This is a genomic window from Streptomyces sp. NBC_00483 (assembly GCF_036013745.1).
Lineage (GTDB): Bacteria > Actinomycetota > Actinomycetes > Streptomycetales > Streptomycetaceae > Streptomyces.
The window spans coordinates 1718940-1732236 of the sequence record NZ_CP107880.1; the positions used below are offsets into that span (position 1 = coordinate 1718940).

A 13297-nucleotide genomic window follows, 5' to 3' on the forward strand; every position below is an offset into this window, starting at 1 on the left:
TTCCTTCCCTGTCGAACAGTCGTGGGTCAGCGGGCCGTCAGGCCCTTGGTCATCGCCGTCGTGTTGGCGCGCATCATCCGCAGGTACGTGTCCGCGCCCTCGCCCTTGGCCGTCAGGGACTCGGAGTACAGCTTCACGACCTGGACCCCGCCGCCCATCTCCTTGCGCAACACCTCGGCGAGGCGCGTGGGTTGGGAGGAGTCGGCGAAGACCGTGCGGACGCCGGCCTCGTCCATGGCCTGCGTGAGGGAGCGCAGGTCGGAGGAGCTGGGCGAGGCGAGGGTGGTGCCGCTGGGGACGACGGCGCCGACGACGCGGAGGTCGAAGCGGTCGGCGAGGTAGCCGAAGACGTGGTGGTTGGTGACGATGGCGCGCCGCTTCTCGGGGACGCGGTCGAAGGACTTCTCCATCCAGGTGCTGAGGTTCGCCAACTTCTTGTCGTAGCGGTCGGCCTGGGCGCGCACCGCGCTGTCGTCGACGCCGTCGACGTGCTCGGTGATCTGGTCGGCGATGAGGCCCGCCGCCTTGCGCATGCGGTCGGGGTCGGTCCAGAAGTGCGGGTCGACCTGGCCGTCCCCGGCGTCGTCGCCCGTGTGGAAGGTGAGCGGGTCGACGGCCTTGCCGACCTCGAAGGTGGCAACGCCGGACTCGCGGGCTGCGTCGACGTGGCGCAGCACGTTCTCCTCCAGGCCGAGGCCGTTGTGGACGACCAGGTCGGCCCGTTCGATGTCGGCGGCCTGCCGTGCGGAGAGCCCGAAGGAGTGCGGGTCGGCGTTGGGCTTCATGAGGACGGTGACCTCGGCCTGGTCGCCCGCTATCTGCCGGGTGACGTCGCCGAGGATGTTGGTGGTGACGACGATCCGGGGCCGTTCGCTGTCGGTGGCGCAGGCGGTCGCGGTGGCGGCGGCCGCCAGGGTCAGCAGGCCGAGCAGCAGGCTGCGCAGCCGTGCCGTGCCCACACGGACGCGCTTCTTCGCCTCGTCCGCGCTCATCGGCCGGTCTCCGCCATCAGAACCGGTTCGACGTCGAGGTCGAAGGTACGGGCGATGCGCAGGTCGTCGTTGTAGTCGATCTCGAACACCCGCTTGCCGTATGGGTCGTTGACGTAGGCGCGGCTGCGGTCGACCTCGATGACCGGGGCGTTTCGGGTGTGCGGCTTCCCGGTCAGGAGCTTCTTGGTGCGGGTGGTCTCCTTGCCCGTCTTGATGTCGTAGCCGTGCAGCCTGCCGTCGGTCTCCAGGACAAGGAGCGGCGCGCCCTCCCCTGCGGTGTTCGCGGCGACGACGGGCCCGGTCTCCACCCGCGTCCAGGCGCGCTCGCCGACGTCCAGGACCCATACGGCGTCTCCGGCCGGCGCGGTCAGGGTGTCGCTGCCGGGGCGCTGCCGGAACTCAGCCGCCCGCTCACTGTCCAGCACGTCCTTCTCGTAGGGGATGGACTCGGCGGTGAACTTCCCGCTCTCCTCCCGTACGAGCAGCGCCCCGTCGGCGCAGCCGAACACCACGCCGCGGCGGGTGACGGCGTCGCCCTTCGGGCTCTCGCACTCGGCGTCCGGCGCGGCGACGCGCTTGCCCTTGCGGTCGAACACGGTGAGCTTCGCGGCGTCCCCCTTGCCGGCGAGGGCCAACAGGTGCTCCTCGTACGGGACTACGGGCCCGGTGGCCGTGCCGGGCAGCGTCCCGGTGCGCGCGATGTCGCCCGCGTCCAGCTTGCCGCGGTCGTACAGGACGGTCCGCCCGCCCTTGTCGGTCACCGCGGTCACGGCGGCGTCGCTGCGCACCAACGCACCTTCTCCGACGGGCAGTTCCCCTACGTCGCGGATCGCCGCACGGTAGTAGTGGACGTGGTCGCCGTGGTCCACGGTCCAGGAGCCGCCGTCGAGGACGTGGGTGGCGCCGGAGGCGTGGAGGTAGCCGAAGCGGCCGTCCGTGGCGAGATCGGCGGCGCCCGCGACCTTGTCCGTCTTCGCCACCTTGCCGGTGATGAGGTCGAGGACGCGGGTGCTTCCGCTGTCGGGGTCGTTGAGGACCAGCCGGGACTGCTGCTCGGCGCCCTCCTTCGCGCCCTCCACGTAGCCGTGCGGGGTGGCGGACGGTGAACTCGCCGCGGCTTTCGGGTCGTTGTCCTCCTGCGCGGAGCAGCCCGCGGCGAGCAGGGCGGTGAGCGCCAGCGGGACAAGGGCCCACTTCGCGGCGTTGATTCGGGCGGTCAAGACATTGCCTCCGACTTCCTTCGGTCGACTTCGGGAACGGGAGCGGCAGCGGCGCCGTCGGCGGCACGGCTCGTACGGCGGTGGCGGACGCCGGAGGCGAGATGGGAGAGGAAGAAGAGACTCACCGCGAGCGCCGAGACGGTGGCTCCGGCCGCGGTGCCGAGGTGCCACGACAGGAGCAGCCCGCCGAAGGTGGCGGCGGCCCCGAGGAGGGCGGCGCCCACCATGACCCCGCGCACACTGCGCGCCCAGGGCAGGGCGGCCGCGGGCGGCGCGATCAGCAGGCCGAGGACGAGCAGCGTGCCCACGATGTGGAACGAGGCGACGATCGCGAGACCAAGGAGACCGAGCAGCACGGCGTGCGCGAGCCGCGGGCGCAGGCCCAGCGTCTGGGCCTTGCGGGCATCGAAGGTCAGAGCAAGAAAGGCCCGATGCCCGAGGACCGAGACGACGAGCGCCACGAACAGGGCCACCCCCAGCACGGCGAGGTCCTGTCCGCGCACCGCGAGCACATCACCGAAGAGGAATCCGGTCAGATCCACCGCGAAGGACTGCGAGCGCGACACGATGATCACGCCGAGCGACAGCATGCCGACGAACAGCAGCCCGATCCCGGTATCCCGGGACAATCGCCGTGCCCTGCCGAGGACGGTCACCCCCGCCGTCATCACCGCCGCGCTCGCGACCGCGCCCACCATCAGGTTGCCGCCGAACAGCGCGGCCAACGCGACACCGGGCAGCAGCCCGTGGGACATGGCGTCCCCGAGGAAGGCCATCCCCCTGAGCACCACCCAGGTCCCGGCCAGCGCACAGATCGCCGACACCAGGATTCCGCCCCACAGGGCGCGCTGCACAAAGGCCACCTCGAACGGGGCCGTCAACCACTCCATGCGAGGACAGTACAATGAAAACCATGTTCAACAAACCGGCCATCGTTCCGGCCCCACGACAGAACCGGACCACCCGCGTCCACCTCAACGAGCTGTGCGGGGGTTATCCCGGCCGCAAGGTTCTCCATCAACTGACCACCGACATAACGGAGTTGGCGAACGTCGCGCTCGTCGGGCCGAACGGCAGCGGGAAGTCCACGCTGCTCGGTGTGGTCGCCGGTGTGATCCGCCCTACATCGGGAGAGGTGCGGCACCACGGGGAACGGCGGCCGGCCTTCGTGCCGCAGCGCGGAGCCGTCGGGGACGCGCTTCCCCTGACCGTGCGTCAGACGGTGGAGATGGGGCGCTGGGGCGGGCTCGGGTCCTGGCGCAGGCCGTCGCGGCGGGACCTGGCGGCGGTCGACGCGGCGCTCGACCGGCTCGGCATCGGCGACCTCGCCGGGCGTCAGTTGGGCGAGCTGTCGGGTGGGCAGCGGCAGCGCACGCTGGTCGCGCAGGGGCTCGCCCAGGAGTCCGACCTGCTGCTCCTCGACGAGCCGACCACGGGGCTCGACCCGGAGGCCCGCGGCCGGATCGGGGCGCTGCTCACGGAGCTCGGGGGCGAGGGCGTGACCGTCGTGCAGGCGACCCACGACCTCGAGGCCGCGCGGGCGGCGGACGTCTGCTTGTTGCTGTGCGAGGGGCACCTCGTCGGGCAAGGTCCGCCCGACGAGGTGCTCACGGAGTCGGCGCTGGCGCGGGTCTGGCAGCCGGCGTGATCTGGGGTGCGCGTCTGGCTGTGTCCGGCTCGGGTGCGCGTCCTACTGTGCCCAGCTGGGGTGCGCGCCCTACTGCGCCGGGTCGGCCCCACCCACTTGTTCGGTGGGCCCGCCGAAGGGGAGGGCCAGCGTCCGGCTCGCCATGAGCCAACGGCCGTCCACCTTGCGGAAGGTGTCCTCGTAGTGGCCGACGTTCGCGGGCAGCCGGGTCGGGACGATCGCGCCGCTCGTGTAGCCGTCGACGCGGTAGGTGGCGAAGTATGTGGTGGCCGTGGCGGTGTCCGGTGTGTCGACGGTGACCAGGATGTTCGTGCACATCCGCCGGGACAGGCGGTCGGCCGGGCGGCCGCCGAAGTAGGCGCGCAGTGCCCCCCTGCCCTCGATCCTCCGGCTGTCGTAGGGCCACTCCCAGACGCCGTCGGGGGTGAAGAGTTCACAGACCGTACCCGGGTCCCCGAGGTCGAGGCGGCGCACGAGTTCCAGGATCAGCCGCTCACAGGCGCGTTCCCCCAGGAGGCGTTCCAGTGGGCCGAGTTCGTCCGCCGTGTCTTCCTTGGTCATCCACCAGTCCTACCAAGCAGAGCCGTGCGCCTGCGAGTTCTTTTCGAAGCGGCGCCGGGTCGCGTCGTCCGCCGGCAGGAACGTCTCCAGGTGCAGTCCCTCCAGGGCGGCGTCGGCGGGTGTGGTGAGCTGCGCGGAGGTGCTGAAGAAGCGCAGCGGTGCGGCGTCCGGCACGGTGAGTTCCAACGTGAGGACGGGACTGCCGGTGGGGGCGGTGCGGGGCATGGCGGCGAGGTGCCGCGCGGTTTCCTCGGCGAGGGCGAAGTGGCGCGGGTCGTGGGTGCGTTCGGCGCGGTGGACCAGCTGGTGGTGCAGGTGGGAGGCCCACTGCGTGAAGTTGCGGATCCGCGGGGCAAGGCCCTCCTCGTGCACGCACAGCCGGATGACGTTGATCGGGGGTTCGAGGAGCCGGGGCGCACACCCTTCGAGTAGCGCGGCCACGCCCTCGTTGGCGTCGACGACGTCCCAGTAGGTGTCCAACAGCAGTGCCGGGTACGGCATATGGGCGTCGAGGAGCCCCCGGAGACCGTCCATGACGACCGCGAGCGAGGCGTCCGCCAGGTCCCGGTCCCGGTAGTGCGGCGCGTAACCGCCCGCGAGGAGCAGCTCGTTGCGTGCGCGCAGCGGGACGTCGAGGTGGTCCGCCAGGTGCAGGATCATCTCGGGCGTCGGGTGCGCCCTGCCGGTCTCCACGCGGCTGAGGTGCCGGGTGGAGACCGCGGAGCGGTTGGACAGCTCCTGCTGGCTGAAGCGGCGCCGCTCGCGCCAGCCGCGCAGCAGCGGGCCGACGGTGCGGGCGTCCACGGGGTCCGCCGGGGCGAGGGAGTCCACGAGGGTGCTCATGACGGCAGCGTACGGGGCCGGGGCGCGCGCTCCATGACCTCTGAGGTCATGGAGCTTCCGCCACGGCCCGGCCACTGTGATGGTCGTCAACACACCGCATCCCACCGGAGGTTCGACCATGACCGCACAGCACGCCGTCGACGCCTACCTCGCCACCTGGAACGCGCAGGGTGAGCAGCTCACGAAGCTCATCGCCGAGCACTGGACGCCCGACGCCACCTACACCGACCCGCTGGCCGAGGTGGCGGGCCACGCCGCGCTCGCCGCGCTGGTCGACGGGGTGCACCAGCAGTTCCCAGGCATGGCGTTCACGGAGGTCGGTGAAGTGGACGCGCATCACCAGCAGTTGCGGTTCCAGTGGGGCCTGGGCCCCGAGGGTGCCGAGCCGCTGGTGATCGGCTTCGATGTCCTGGTGCTGGACGAGGAGGGCCGGATCCGGGAGGTCCGCGGCTTCCTGGACAAGGTGCCCGCGGCCTGACACCACGCCATCGCGCGAGGCTACTTGGGCGACTCCGCGTCCGCGGGCTGCGCGTCCCCGGGTTGCGCGTCCCCCGGGTTCACGACCCGTGCGAGGAACGAACGAGTGCGTTCCTCGCGGGGGTTGCCCAGTACCTCGTCCGGGGTTCCCTCCTCGACGACCACGCCACCGTCCATGAACACGACGCGGTCCGCGACCTCGCGGGCGAAGCCCATCTCGTGGGTGACGACCATCATCGTCATGCCCTCGTCGGCGAGCGAGCGCATCACGGCGAGCACATCGCCCACGAGTTCCGGGTCGAGCGCGCTGGTCGGCTCGTCGAACAGCATCAGCTCGGGGCCCATCGACAGGGCGCGGGCGATGGCGACGCGCTGCTGCTGGCCGCCGGAGAGCTGGGCGGGATAGCTGGTCTCCTTGTCGGCGAGGCCGACGCGGTCGAGGTTGGCGCGGCCCGTCCGCTCCGCCTCGGCGCGGTCCCGGCCCAGGACCCGGCGCTGCGCGATGGTGAGGTTCTCCAGGACGTTCAGGTGCGGGAAGAGGTTGAACTGCTGGAAGACCATGCCGATCCGGCGGCGTACGCGGTCGATGTCGAGGTCCGGGTCCGTGAGGTCGGCACCCGCCACCACCACCCGCCCCGACGTGGGCTCTTCCAGCAGGTTGGTGCAGCGCAGCAGGGTGGACTTGCCGGATCCGGAGGGGCCGATGACACACACCACCTCGCCGTGCGCGACGGTGAAGTCGATGCCGCGCAGCACCTCCAGGTCGCCGAAGGACTTGTGCAGTCCCTGGATCTCGATGGCCGCGGTCATGCCGGTGTCCTCGTCCTCGGTGCCGTTCGGTGTGTCCTTGGTGTCCTTCGGTGCATCCTCGGTGCCGTTCGGTGCGTCCTCGTTGCCGGTGTCGTGCGTCATGACCCCGCTCACCTGGCCTTCGCGTGCCGCGCCTCTAGGCGGCGCACCAGATAGCCCAGAGGGACGGTGACGAGCAGATAGCACAGGCCCGCGACGAAGATGGGTGTGCTGTTGGCGGTCTCCCCCGCCAAGTCCCGGCCGAACTTGGTGAGTTCGCGGGTCTCCAGGGAGACGCCGAGGAAGAGGACCAGCGAGGAGTCCTTGAACAGCAGGACCAGTTCGTTGGTGAGCGGCGGCACGATGATGCGGAAGGCCTGCGGGATGACGATCGAGCGCATCGCCAGGGTCTGCGACATGCCGAGCGTGCGGGCGGCCTCCATCTGGCCGCGGGGCACGGCCTGGATGCCGGCCCTGATCGTCTCGGCCATGTACGCGGCGGCGACCAGGCCGAGCGCGATGGCCACCTGCCCGTACACGCCACCGGGCAGGGCGGTGCCGGGGAAGGCGAGCGGCACGCCGACGCCGATGAAGATGAAGATCAGCAGGGCGGGCAGGCCACGGAAGAACTCGATGTAGATGGAGGCGAGCCACCGGTAGGGGGCCACCGACGACAGCCGCATCAGGGCGATGACCAGACCGAGCACGAGGCCGACGACGAACCCGGTGAGGGTGTAGATCACCGTGTTGACCAGCGCGGTCGTGATCAGGTCGGGGAACATCCGCCGGGCCACGGACGGTTCGAGGAACTGGTGCTGGAGCTGCCCCCAGTCGGCGAGCGTCGCGGCGAGCAGCACCGCGACACCGAGGATCACGTACTGGACGACGCGCGTCACCTTGCGCCTGCGACGCGGCGACATGCGCCTGCGCGGCGTGGCATCGCCCCCTGAACTCCCGTTCACCGGGGGCGTCTTGACGGTGCTCACTTGGCGGCCCCGTCCTTCGGCATCGGGCCGATCCACTTCTCGTACAGCTTCTTGTACGTGCCGTCCTTCTTGGCCTGGCCGATCGCCTTGTTGATCGCGGCGAGCAGCTTCGGGTTGCCGCCCTTCTTCACGGCGAAGCCGTACTCCTCGCCGGTGGGAACGGTGTTGAGGAGGACGAACTTGTCCTTGACCGCGGAGTCCTTCAGCCAGTTCTGGACGACCGGGTAGTCCTGGACGAGGACGTCGACCTGGCCGGTTCGCAGCCCGTTGAGCTCGGCGTCGGAGCTCTCGAAGGACTGCGGGTCGACGCCCTTCTTGTGCGCCAGGTCCTCGCCGGTGGTCGCGGCCTGGGAGCCCAGCTTCAGCTTGCCGCTCTTGATGTCGTCGAGGGTCTTCGCCTTGACCCCCTTGCGGGCGAGCAGCGCCTGGTCGGCGTCGAAGTAAGGGGCGGAGAAGTCGAGGTTCTGCTTGCGCTCGTCGGTGATCGTCATGCCCGCGGCGGCGACGTCGCACAGGCCCGCGTTGAGGTCGGCCCCGGTCTTGATGGTCTCGAAGGACTTGTCGATGATGTCCTGCTTCACCCCGAGCTTCTTCGCGACGAGGTCCATCACGGAGACGTCGAAGCCGACGACCTTGCCGTTCTTCTCCGACTGGAAGGGCGCGTACGGCAGGTGCGTGCAGGTCGTCAGCTTGCCCTTGTGGACCAGCTTCACCCCGCCCGCGGTCGTCGTGACGTCGTCGCTCTTGCTGCACGAGGTCGTCAGGGCCACGAGGCAGGCCGCGACGGCGAGCGGGACACAGCGGCGGGCGAGGCGTGCGGTTGAAGTCACGGGGCTTCCCTGGGACATGGAGGAGCGGGCGATGCCCGGCACGGACGGCCGAGAGCACGTCGGTCCGGACTGCGGGACCGGCACTGACCTCGGAAAACATGAGGTTCGGACACACTGACGCACGGGGCGCGGCAAGGTCCACATCACATTTCTTTGCCCACCCCAAGAAACGCTTACCGATCTTGACTTGCGGGATGAACTCCATAGCTTGTACCCATGTTTGACTCGCGGCACATCCAGACGTTCGCCGAAGTCGTGCGCACGGGCTCCTACGCGGCGACCGCGCGGGACCTCGGGTACACGCAGCCCGCCATCAGCCAGCAGATGAAGGCGCTCGAACGCGCCGCGGGCACGCCGCTGTTCGTCCGGGCGGGGCGCGGTCTGCGGCTCACGGACGCCGGGCAGGTGCTGGCCCGGCACGCCACGGGCATCCTCAGCACCATCGCGACGGCGCACGGCCAGTTGAAGGCGATCACGCGCCTGGAGTCGGGGCGCGTCCGCGTCTGCGCCTTTCCCGCCGCGAACGCCACCCTGCTCCCGGCGACCGTCGCCCGCGTCGCCGCGGCCCACCCGGGCATCCGCGTCGAGCTGTTGGAGGAGGAGCCGCCCGACTCGCTGCGCGCGCTGCGCGAGGGACGGTGCGATCTGGCGCTCGCCTTCTCGGCGGGGCACGGCGGCGACGCCGCGGAAGCGGACGGCGACAGCGACGAGGGTCTGGTCGAGTTGCCGCTGCTCGACGATCCGCTGATGGTGCTGCTCCCGGCCGGCCACGTCCTCGCGGAGAGCGGCCGCGTGGAGCTGGGCGAGCTGGAGCGGGAGCGCTGGATAGCGGGGTGCCGGCACTGCCGGGGCCACTTCGTCGCCGCCTGCGCGGAGGCGGGTTTCGCGCCGGACATCGCCTTCGCCACCGACGACAACCTCGCGGTGCAGGGGCTGGTGGCCGCCGGCGCGGGGATCGCGCTGGTGCCCGGCATGACGCTGCCGCTCCTGCGGCACACCGAGCTCGTGGCCCGCCCGCTCGCCCCCGCGGGCGGGCGCCGCGTCTCGGCCTTCGTCCTCGAGGGGCACGAGACGGCGCCGGTCACCGCGCTGCTGCTGCGGACGCTGAGTGAGGCGGCGGTGGACATGGAGCGGGCCGCTTCTGGTTTTCCCCGGCCCGAGGCCTGATCCGCGGAGGCCATCCGAGCCATGGACACCGCCTTCACCGGCGCGAACTCTTCTGACATGGTGAGCCACCGGACGATCAGTTCACCCTGCAACCACCGTGTCGAGGAGTAGTCGAGATGAGCCGCCGCACGTCCAGACAGCGTGTCGCCACCCTGTCCGCCCTGGTCTGTCTGCTGGGCCTGACCGCTGCCGCGCCCGCGGCGCCGTCGGCCACCCAGCAGTCCGCCAAGAAGCAGCCGACCAGCCTGCTCGACTCGGTGCCCAAGTCCGGTGTGCTGCGCGTGTGCACGACCGGTGACTACAAGCCGTTCACGTACAAGGACCCGAAGGACGGGTCGTACAGCGGCATCGACATCGACATGGCGAAGGACCTGGCCAAGAGCCTCGACGCCAAGGCCGAGTGGGTGGACACCACGTGGGCGAATCTGACGAAGGACCTGTCGGACGGGAAGTGCGACGTCGGCGTCGGCGGTGTCTCGATCACGCTGCCGCGCGCCCGCCAGGTGTACTTCAGCGAGCCGACCCGCGAGGACGGCAAGACGCCGATCGTGCGCTGCGCTGACAAGGACAAGTACCAGACGCTCAAGGACATCGACCAGGCGGGAACGACGGTCGTCGTCAACCCCGGTGGTACGAATGAGCAGTTCGCCCGGGCGCATCTCCAGAACGCCACCATCAAGGTCCACCCGGACAACCGCACGATCTTCGACGAGATCGTGGCGGGCCGGGCGGACGTGATGATGACGGACGCGAGCGAGACGCTCTACCAGGCCAAGCTCCACCCCGAGCTGTGCTCGGTCCACCCCGACAAGCCGTTCAGCTTCGCGGAGAAGGCGTACGCGACGCCGCGCGGCGACCGCGACTTCCAGGGGTACGTCGACCAGTTCGTACACCTTGCGACGCACGATGGCACGTACAAGAAGTACGAGGCGGAGTGGCTGAGTTGAGCCCCGGGCGGCTCAGAGGATGACGGGTGTGAGGTCGGGGCCGGCCCCGGCCTCGTACGCGTCCTCGTCGAACGGGTACAGCGGGCGTTCCACCCGGTGGTGTCCCAAGCGCAGCAGGTCCTGGTCGACGCCGCCGGGGGTGAGCGCGAGCAGCCAGTCCGCGGCCATGTCGTGCAGCTCCGGCTCCAGGTAGCCGATCTTGACGACGACCACGTCGTACGTCCGCGGGTCGATGCCGAGGCCGCCCTCGGCCGGGCCCGTGAAGTCGGCGAGCGTGTGGAACGGCTTGCGACGCCCGACGAGGATCACGGTGAGGCCGCCGACGCGGACCGCTGCCATGTCGACACCGCGGTCGTACGCGCCACCCTCCGCGCGGTCCTTCTGGTCGGCGGCGCGCTGCAACGCCTCGACGGTGCCGGTGAATTCGTACGGTCCGCCGTGGTTCGCGTCGACCTTGCCGCCGACGGAGAGCGTCACCTCGGCGCCCACCCCGGCCTCGAAGCAGGCCGCCACGGCGACGGGGTCGGTGATGCCGGGGTGGACGGCCGTGACCTTCCCCGTGCGAATCGCGTCGTTCTCCAGCAGCTTGCCCAGCATGTACGCGAGGTCGCCCGCGCCGCCCGCGGTCGGGTTGTCGCCGGAGTCGCTGATGAGGAAGGGACGCTTGTCGGAGGCGACCGCCTTCTCGATGCACTCCTCGGCTCCGCCGGTCGGGCCGACGAAGAGGAAGTCCTTGCGGGCGTCCCAGTAGCGACGCGCCAGCAACTCGGCTTCTTGGGAGGCCAGTTCGGCGTCCTCGCCGGTGACGACGATCGCTGCCTTGCAGCGCGGCTCGTCGGCCCAGGCGTAGCCGACCCACATCGCCGCGTCGAGGATGCCGTCCTTCTGCTCGATGTCGGCGAGCGAGGCGTAAAGGGACTTGGCGGGCTCCAGGCGGGTGCTGGTCTTCTCGCCGGGGAGGAGCACCGGGACCTGGACCCAGGCGCGGTGCGGGCGGGTGCCCTCGCGCAGGCAGTGCACGAGGTTGCGGGCGGCACGCTCGCGGGTGTCCCAGGCGTCCTCGTGCGGGGCGAGGCGGTGCGCGGTGAGCAGGTCGATGGGCTCGGCGAAGCGGCGCGAGACGTTGCCGTGCAGGTCCATGCCAGTGGAGATCATCGGGCGGCCCCGAGCCGGGTCGTCCGGGGTGCCGTTGTGGTCGAGCGCCGCGCGGACCGCCTCGGTGAGGTCGCCCTCGGCGTCGGTGAGGCCGATGACGCTCATGGCGCCGTGGATGTCGTAGACGAGACCGTCGAGCGGGCCCGCCTCCCGTATCCGGGTGACGAGTTCGTTCTTGAGGATCAGGTACGACTCGGCCTCCACCGGGCCGCCGGGCAGCGAGGTCGCGTGCAGCAGCGGCACCCACTCGACCAGCTCCGCGAGGTCGGAGTCGGCTTGCGTCCACGTGTAGCGGTCGAGGAGGTCCTGGCCGCGCGTCTGCCGGAAGTCGTCCGTGGTGGAGCGGTGCGGGCAGAACGTGGACGACTCGATGCCGATGCCGCCGATGCCGATGCGCAGGCGGCGGCCGGTGATCGGGGTGGTGCTCGTCATGCGTGGACGCTCTCTTCCTTGAAGGCGGGGGCGGTGGACGACAGGTTGTTGAGCAGCGCCGTGAGACCCGCGCCGAGCAGGCCCGCGTCGCGGCCCGCGGCCGTCGTGGTGATCTCCAGGTCTGCTGTGGCGAGCGGCAGACAGCGCTCGTAGAGCACGCCGCGGACGGCGGCGACGAGGGGTTCGGCGGTGGCGAGGACGCCGCCGATGGCGACGGCCCGCGGGTTGAAGAAGTTCACGACGACCGAGAGGACCGTGCCGATGTGCCGTCCCGCGGCGCGGACCAGCGTGGTGGCGAGGGGGTCGCCGTCGGCGACGAGCTGAAGCAGCTCGGTGGTGTTCGTCACGTCGACGCCCTGCGCCGCGAGTTCGCGGATGAGGGCGGCGCCGCTCGCGACGGTCTCCAGGCAGCCGATGTTCCCGCAGGAGCAGGGCCGCTCACCGGCCTCCTCCACGCGGACGTGGCTGATGTCTCCGGCGCTCCCGTTGGCACCGTCGTGCGGCCGGCCCGCGACGATGACGCCGCTGCCGATGCCGCGGCCGGCCTTCACGACGACCATGTGGTCGAGCTCGGGCCGGGAGGTGCGGTGCTCGCCGACCGCCATCATCGTGGCGTCGTTGGCGACGGTCACCGGCATGCCGAGCCGCTCGGTGAGGACGTCGCGCAGCGGGTAGCGGTGCCAGCCCGGCATCCGCGACGGGCTCAGCACGCGGCCGTCCGCCGGGTCGACGGGGCCCGGGAAGGAGACGCCGAGCGCGCGCACGGTGCGCCCCGACTCCTTCTGCTTCGCGGCGAGTCGAGCCACTTGACCGCACAGCCAGTCGACGGCGGACTCGGGTCCCGCGGTGATGTCGTGCGGCAGGTCGACGGCGTCGTGCACGGCCGCGCCGAGGTCGACGGCGCCGAGCCGCGCGTGCCGGCTGCCGAGGTCGGCGGCGAGCGCGACGCCGCCCTGCGCCTTGACCCGCAGCAGCCGGGGCCTGCGCCCGCCGCGCGAGGCGCCTTCGCCGGACTCGGTGAGCACACCCTGGGCCACCAGCTCCTGCACGCGCAGCGAGACGGTGGAGGGCGCGAGGCCCAGTTCCCTGACGAGGTCGGCGCGGGAGGAGGCGGCTCCGGACGAGACGAGCCGGAGTATGTGCCGGGCCGAACCCGGCTCGCCTTCGTTCGCGGTGTCCGTCATCCGGTCCCCCTGGGGTCGCACTTCGCTGCGTACCTAGATGTGTACCTAGCTGCGTACTTAGTTGCG

At 70.9% G+C, this 13297-nt stretch carries 14 protein-coding genes; 4 read left to right on the top strand and 10 right to left on the bottom strand.

The window, feature by feature from the left end:
• Positions 1-26: 26 nt before the first annotated feature.
• Genes aztC through aztB form a run of 3 tightly spaced genes read right to left on the bottom strand, consistent with a single transcriptional unit; the run spans position 27 to position 3102 of the window.
• Positions 27-992 carry a zinc ABC transporter substrate-binding protein AztC gene (aztC, locus tag OHA73_RS07445; RefSeq protein WP_327654593.1) on the bottom strand — a complete coding sequence of 322 codons (966 nt, stop codon included), beginning with the start codon at positions 990-992 and terminating at the stop codon, positions 27-29.
• Positions 989-2212 (bottom strand): hypothetical protein, encoded by a 1224-nt coding sequence (locus OHA73_RS07450; protein WP_327654594.1) that lies wholly within the window; start codon positions 2210-2212, stop codon positions 989-991. Before OHA73_RS07450 ends, aztC begins: the two co-directional genes overlap by 4 nt.
• Positions 2209-3102, bottom strand: coding sequence for a zinc ABC transporter permease AztB (aztB, locus tag OHA73_RS07455; RefSeq protein WP_327654595.1), 894 nt, complete (start codon positions 3100-3102; stop codon positions 2209-2211). The genes OHA73_RS07450 and aztB overlap by 4 nt, the downstream gene beginning before the upstream one ends.
• A gap of 14 nt (positions 3103-3116) precedes the next feature.
• Here aztB and aztA point away from each other — a divergent pair, with 14 nt between their 5' ends.
• On the top strand, positions 3117-3860 hold the full coding sequence (aztA, locus tag OHA73_RS07460) for a zinc ABC transporter ATP-binding protein AztA (protein ID WP_327654596.1): 744 nt from the start codon (positions 3117-3119) through the stop codon (positions 3858-3860).
• A gap of 69 nt (positions 3861-3929) precedes the next feature.
• Here the strand turns inward: aztA and OHA73_RS07465 are convergent, their stop codons facing one another.
• Together OHA73_RS07465 and OHA73_RS07470 are read right to left on the bottom strand one after the other, a co-directional pair.
• Complete coding sequence (locus tag OHA73_RS07465) at positions 3930-4421, bottom strand: nuclear transport factor 2 family protein (RefSeq protein ID WP_327654597.1); 492 nt, start codon at positions 4419-4421, stop codon at positions 3930-3932.
• A 9-nt stretch (positions 4422-4430) separates the two neighbouring features.
• Positions 4431-5264, bottom strand: a complete 834-nt coding sequence (locus tag OHA73_RS07470) for a helix-turn-helix domain-containing protein (protein ID WP_327654598.1) — start codon at positions 5262-5264, stop codon at positions 4431-4433.
• A gap of 118 nt (positions 5265-5382) precedes the next feature.
• Here OHA73_RS07470 and OHA73_RS07475 point away from each other — a divergent pair, with 118 nt between their 5' ends.
• Positions 5383-5742: a nuclear transport factor 2 family protein gene (locus tag OHA73_RS07475; protein WP_327654599.1), complete on the top strand. Its 360-nt coding sequence runs from the start codon at positions 5383-5385 to the stop codon at positions 5740-5742.
• Positions 5743-5762: 20 nt separating this feature from the next.
• Here the strand turns inward: OHA73_RS07475 and OHA73_RS07480 are convergent, their stop codons facing one another.
• From OHA73_RS07480 to OHA73_RS07490, 3 genes are all read right to left on the bottom strand, one after another.
• Positions 5763-6551, bottom strand: a complete 789-nt coding sequence (locus tag OHA73_RS07480) for an amino acid ABC transporter ATP-binding protein (RefSeq protein ID WP_327658428.1) — start codon at positions 6549-6551, stop codon at positions 5763-5765.
• Between the two features lie 110 nt (positions 6552-6661).
• Positions 6662-7450 (bottom strand): amino acid ABC transporter permease, encoded by a 789-nt coding sequence (locus tag OHA73_RS07485; RefSeq protein ID WP_266719079.1) that lies wholly within the window; start codon positions 7448-7450, stop codon positions 6662-6664.
• Between the two features lie 62 nt (positions 7451-7512).
• Positions 7513-8346: a transporter substrate-binding domain-containing protein gene (locus OHA73_RS07490; protein WP_443063043.1), complete on the bottom strand. Its 834-nt coding sequence runs from the start codon at positions 8344-8346 to the stop codon at positions 7513-7515.
• A 216-nt stretch (positions 8347-8562) separates the two neighbouring features.
• Between OHA73_RS07490 and OHA73_RS07495 the strand changes: the two genes are divergently transcribed.
• The gene (locus tag OHA73_RS07495) at positions 8563-9513 is read left to right on the top strand and encodes a LysR family transcriptional regulator (RefSeq protein WP_327654600.1); all 951 of its coding nucleotides are present in this window, start codon (positions 8563-8565) and stop codon (positions 9511-9513) included.
• 116 nt (positions 9514-9629) lie between these two features.
• Entirely contained in the window at positions 9630-10460 is an 831-nt protein-coding gene (locus tag OHA73_RS07500; RefSeq protein WP_327654601.1) for a transporter substrate-binding domain-containing protein, read from the top strand.
• Between the two features lie 12 nt (positions 10461-10472).
• Here OHA73_RS07500 and OHA73_RS07505 read toward each other — a convergent pair whose 3' ends face one another.
• Positions 10473-12047 carry a M81 family metallopeptidase gene (locus tag OHA73_RS07505; RefSeq protein WP_327654602.1) on the bottom strand — a complete coding sequence of 525 codons (1575 nt, stop codon included), beginning with the start codon at positions 12045-12047 and terminating at the stop codon, positions 10473-10475.
• Positions 12044-13231, bottom strand: coding sequence for an ROK family transcriptional regulator (locus OHA73_RS07510; protein ID WP_327654603.1), 1188 nt, complete (start codon positions 13229-13231; stop codon positions 12044-12046). Before OHA73_RS07510 ends, OHA73_RS07505 begins: the two co-directional genes overlap by 4 nt.
• Between the last annotated feature and the right edge of the window lie 66 nt (positions 13232-13297).